This is a genomic window from Profundibacter sp. (assembly GCF_056498605.1).
Genome location: NZ_JBSMEZ010000122.1, coordinates 1 through 5,134 on the forward strand (window position 1 = coordinate 1; position 5,134 = coordinate 5,134).

General features: G+C 57.4%; 2 protein-coding genes. Both read left to right on the plus strand.

What is annotated here, in order from left to right; genetic code table 11:
- Positions 1 to 3,098: TM0106 family RecB-like putative nuclease (locus ACWB12_RS12510; RefSeq protein WP_479530421.1), on the plus strand; the 3,098-nt coding region annotated here is incomplete at its 5' end.
- Between the two features lie 55 nt (positions 3,099 to 3,153).
- Positions 3,154 to 5,134, plus strand: a 1,981-nt coding sequence (locus ACWB12_RS12515; RefSeq protein WP_479530422.1) for a sacsin N-terminal ATP-binding-like domain-containing protein, incomplete at its 3' end; no start/stop codon positions are given.

Here is a 5,134-nt window from a genome sequence, read left to right on the forward strand (position 1 = left end):
GGGTTGTTGAAATCGACAGCGGAGACCTTGCGGCCAATGCCGCCGAAACCCGCGCGGTTCTGGCCGACGGGCCGGATGTGGTTTTTCAGGGCGCGTTCCTGTCGGGCAACTGGGGCGGCTGGTCCGATTTTCTGGAACGGGTGGAGCGCCCCTCGAAGCTGGGGGATTTCAGTTACGAGGTCACCGATACCAAGCTGAAACGCACCCCACACCCCAAACATGTTTTGCAACTGGTTCTCTATTCCGATCTGCTGGCTGAAATTCAGGGGGTGATGCCGGAATTTGCCCATGTGGAGCTGGGCAGTGGCGAGCGCGCCACATTGCGCCTGAAAGATTACAGCGCCTATGCGCGGGCGGCGCGGCAGAGGCTTGAGGATTTTGTGACGACGCCGGAGGCAACTCGCCCCGTGCCCTGCGCCGATTGCGGGCTGTGTCGCTGGGCAGAGTATTGCGCGGATATCTGGGTCAAAGAAGACAGCCTGTTCAACGTGGCCAATATCAGCCGCACGCAGGTGAAAAAATTGGAAGCAGCGGGGGTAGAAACGCTCGCGGCGGTGTCAACGCTGGACCATCCGGTGCGCGGGCTGAGCGAGCCGACACGCGCGCGGCTGGTGACACAGGCACGCCTGCAGCAGGCCCGCAAGACCGGTGCACCGGATTTCGAATTGCGCCCGCCAGAGATCGGCAAGGGTTTTGACCTGCTGCCCGAACCACAAGCGGGGGATCTGTTTTATGACATCGAAGGCGACCCGCATTTTGAAGGCGGGCTGGAATATCTGCACGGGGTCTGGGCCAAGGATACCGGCTTTGTGAAATTCTGGGCGCATGATCACGCGGCGGAAAAACAGGCGGTCGTCGACCTGTTTGATTTCTTTCGCGCCCGTCTGGAGCAGTTCCCGCAGGCGCGAATTTACCATTACGCCCCCTATGAGATCACCGCCCTGCGCCGTCTGACGGCCAAATACGGGGTGGGCGAGGCCTTTCTTGATCGACTTTTGCGCGAGCGGCGGTTTGTCGATCTGTTTGCCGTGGTGCGCGGCGGGCTGATTGGCTCGGAGCCGAATTACTCGATCAAATCCATGGAGGCGTTTTACGGTCTTGTGCGTGATGGCGAGGTGAAAACCGCCGGTGGTTCGGTCGTGGCCTATGAAAATTGGCTGGAGACCGGCGAGCAGAAGATTCTCGACGAGATCGAGGATTACAACCGCATTGATTGCGTCTCAACCGAAGATCTGCGGGACTGGTTGGTGGGGATACGCCCCAACGGCCCTTGGCCGGAGATGACCGAGGACTTCGGCGAAAAAGAAGTGGAGGAGGATACGGAGGCCGACGCCCTACGCGCCATGCTGGCAGAGTCGGATTTGCCCGAAGAGCGGCAGGCGATGTTGTTTGATCTGGGGATGTTCCATGCGCGTGAGGCCAAACCGGCCTGGTGGGCGATTTTCGACTCTCTGGGCAAGGATGAAGACGAGTTGATCGACGATCTGGACGCGCTTGCGGGGCTGGTAGCCACTGGGCCGACCGAGCCAATCAAACGCTCGGTCCAGCGCACATATCGTTTTCCCGAACAGGAAACCAAGCTGCGGACGGGGCGCAAGGCGACCATCCCGACGCTGGACGGTATGGCTGCCGTTAATGTCACCGAACTGGACCGCGCTGCGCGGCGCATTACCCTTAAAATCGGCAACAAAAACGCTGGCCTTCTGACCGATACCCTGTCCCTGCATCCCGACAAACCGATCGCGACAACGGTCATTGCCAATGCGTTGCACGATGTGATTGCAGACCAATGCGGGGCCAGAACTTACCGCGCGGTGGATGACCTTCTGTCACGCAGCCCCCCGCGGCTAACGCCCCCTGCGGGGGGTAACATCCTGAACGGCGCGGATTTCGTTGCCGGCACCATCGATGCCGTGGCCCGCATGGACGAAACCGTGCTGCCCATCCAAGGCCCGCCCGGCACCGGCAAAACCTATGTGTCCGCCCGCGCTATTCTGTCACTTGTGCGCAGCGGTGCGCGGGTTGGCGTGGCATCCAACAGCCACGAGGCGATCCGCAATGTGCTGATGGGATGCTTGGAGGCGGTTGAGGACGAGGATATGCCGATCACGCTGGAAATGGCGCATAAGGTGTCGCAAGGCAATGACGGCTACCCCGAGGGAGTGGAGGAGATTTCACGCCCGACATCGAATGATGATCCGGCGCTTACAGACTCTCATGTGGTGGGCGGCACCGCGTTTTTCTTTGCCCGTGAGCAGAATATTCAGGCCTTTGACTGGCTGTTTGTCGATGAGGCGGGGCAAGTGGGGCTGGCGAATATGCTGGCCATGGGCCGCGCCGCGCGCAACATCGTGCTGGTCGGCGATCCGCAACAATTGCCGCAGGTCATTCAGGGGTCACACCCGCATCCTGCCAACCTGTCTTGCCTTGAGTGGGTACTGGGCGACCACGCCACCATCCCGCCCGAGCGCGGCATCTTTCTGCCTGTCACCCGTCGGATGCATCCTGATGTATGCAGGTTCATCTCGGATCAGGTTTATGAGGGGAGGTTGCAAAGCCACCCCGATACAGCCTGCCAAAGCGTGACCGGCACGCCGTTCCCCGAAGCGGGGGCATTCTGGGTGCCGGTCGCCCATGACGGCAACGCCCAGACCTCGCCCGAGGAAGTGGAAGCAATCAAGGCCGCCATCACCGGACTGCTGCGCGGCAACTGGACCGACAAAGACGGCACCACCCGCCCTGTGCGCCCGGGCGATATCATCGTCGTCGCCCCCTATAATGCACAGGTCAATGCCCTGTCCGAGGTCTTGCCCGCCGGCATACGCACCGGCACGGTAGACAAGTTTCAAGGGCAGGAAGCACCGATCTGCCTTGTCTCCATGACAGCCAGTTCCGCCGAAGAAACTGCACGCGGCATGGAATTCCTGTTCTCGCTCAACCGGATCAATGTGGCGGTATCACGGGCAAAGGGGCTGGCGCTGGTCTTTGGTGCACCGCGCTTGCGCGAGGCAAAATGCAACACGGTGGAACAGATGCGGCTGGTGAATACGCTATGTGCGTTGCCGGTTCCCTTTGTGACCAAAGAGGATGCTGAATGAGAGATTGTAACTGGATTTTTTGGGTCCGGCAAAAAACTGGATACGGATATACCCCATGCAGCATTTGACCTCCGAGTACAAATCAGACCCGACTCTCTTGGCTACACCGGAGGGGTGGGCAAAATTTATTGCTAGCGAACTCAGCGATACGCATGAGGCTTATCTTAGGAAGCCTGATTTTCTTCTTGGGCATTCTCGGACAGAACGGCAAACCTCGGCTGATTATGCGGGACGAGAGCTTTTGGAATTGGTCCAGAACGCGGCGGATGCGGCAGCCGAATCCGGAGTGCCAGGGCAAGTTTTGATTGAGGTAACGCGCGACGGTCTTTTCGTAGCTAACAAGGGCCAGCCTTTTCGGACCGGGGGTGTTAAATCTCTTATGACGGCGCATACCAGCGATAAGCCAACGCGCGCAGCCAAGATGATCGGAGCAAAGGGCCTTGGTTTTCGTGCGATTTTGAACTGGACCGAAGCACCCGTGATAAGCAGCGGCGCGCTCGAAATCGGATTTTCCCGCATTCATGCGGATGCGCAGGTTGCCGCTTTGGCCAAGGAAAACAGCAAGATCAGAGACTTGTTTTCCAATGCAGGCGAAGAAACCCCACCATTACTTGTCTTTCCAGCAACCGGCCAAGAATTGGAAGGGCTTGGCGACAAGGGAGCTACTGCGATGCTGCAGCATATCCGTGCCTTGCGAAAGGAAGGATTCGATACCGTGGTTGCAGCACCGTTCCGCGATAAGCGCGCTTTCAATCGAGCTATTGAGCAAGCCAGCCAATTTGAGCCGAGTTTTCTGCTTTTTGTGAAAGCCTTGGACGGTATCCGCATTCGACTGCCAGATGAGCCCGAGCGGAACTGGACAAAGCAAATTGAAGATAATGATGATGTGACGCTCTATCTGGAAAGTGGCCCGGATACTGGAATTCAGAGCTGGATTTTGCGCCAACAGGGGGGCACACTCAATAATGGAAAAGCCGAACGCGAATATGAATTAGCAATTGCCCTGCGACTCGACGAGGAGAGTTGCTCTGGCCGGTTACACAGTTATTTTCCCACCTCATTGCCATTACCGTTTAGTGGTCTGTTTCATGCCACGCTCGAGCTCGATTCAAACCGCAAAACAATCCGGGAAGGTTCGGAACTCAACGAAGGTGTTTTGGTCGCTCTTGGTCGATTTCATGCCGAAACACTTGATGAGTTGAGGCAAGCAGGCCGGTTAACAGGTAACCCGCTTAACTGGCTCGTCCCTGATAAGGCATTCCCGCAATCTCTCGAAAGCGTTGCCACTGAAGCATGGGCCCGTGCGAGGGAACTGCCGTTAATTGAGGGCTTGGACGGGGCTTGGCGCACCGCTACCGATAGCAGGATTGGGCCACAGGGGTATGCGCAGTTTATTCCATCACGCCTTTTTGGCGAAATGGCCAAGGTTGAACCTGAAGAGGATAAAGCCGAGAATCTACTGCGTGACGAAATGAAAGTCCGGGAAGTTAACCCCAAAAAGATTCTGAAGCGGTTGCGGAAGGGTAATCTGGCTCTATCCGAACGCGCCCGTGCAATCGTTGGCATTGCGTCAGCGCTCCCTGAAGAGCACCATGATCGACGCCTTTTTCTGGACGTTGATGGCAAAGAGATGCCGAAGGGTGCAATACCTTTCCCGCCTCCAAGTAAAGAGGAGCAACGTCACAGTCTCCCCCCATGGTCTACGGCCCGATTTATTCATCCGGACCTATGGAAGCAACTCGAGAATGTGGCGTCGGGTGACACACAACGCGAAAGAATTTCAAGCTTAAAGGGGTTTCGGGTGACGGAGTTCAGTGTGGACAGTGTCATCGGGGCTCTTCGCACCAAGTTGGCTGAACTGCTGAAATCAAAGCATTCGGATCCGGACCGAATCCAATCAGACTTTTTGGCGGAAATATACTCTTTGTATGACTGCAATCGAATCCGGCCACCGGGTGTAATCCGGGTGCGGTGCCAAGATGGCAACTGGCGGGATGTTACGACCGTTCATCTTTCCGAGCATTATGGACAGAACG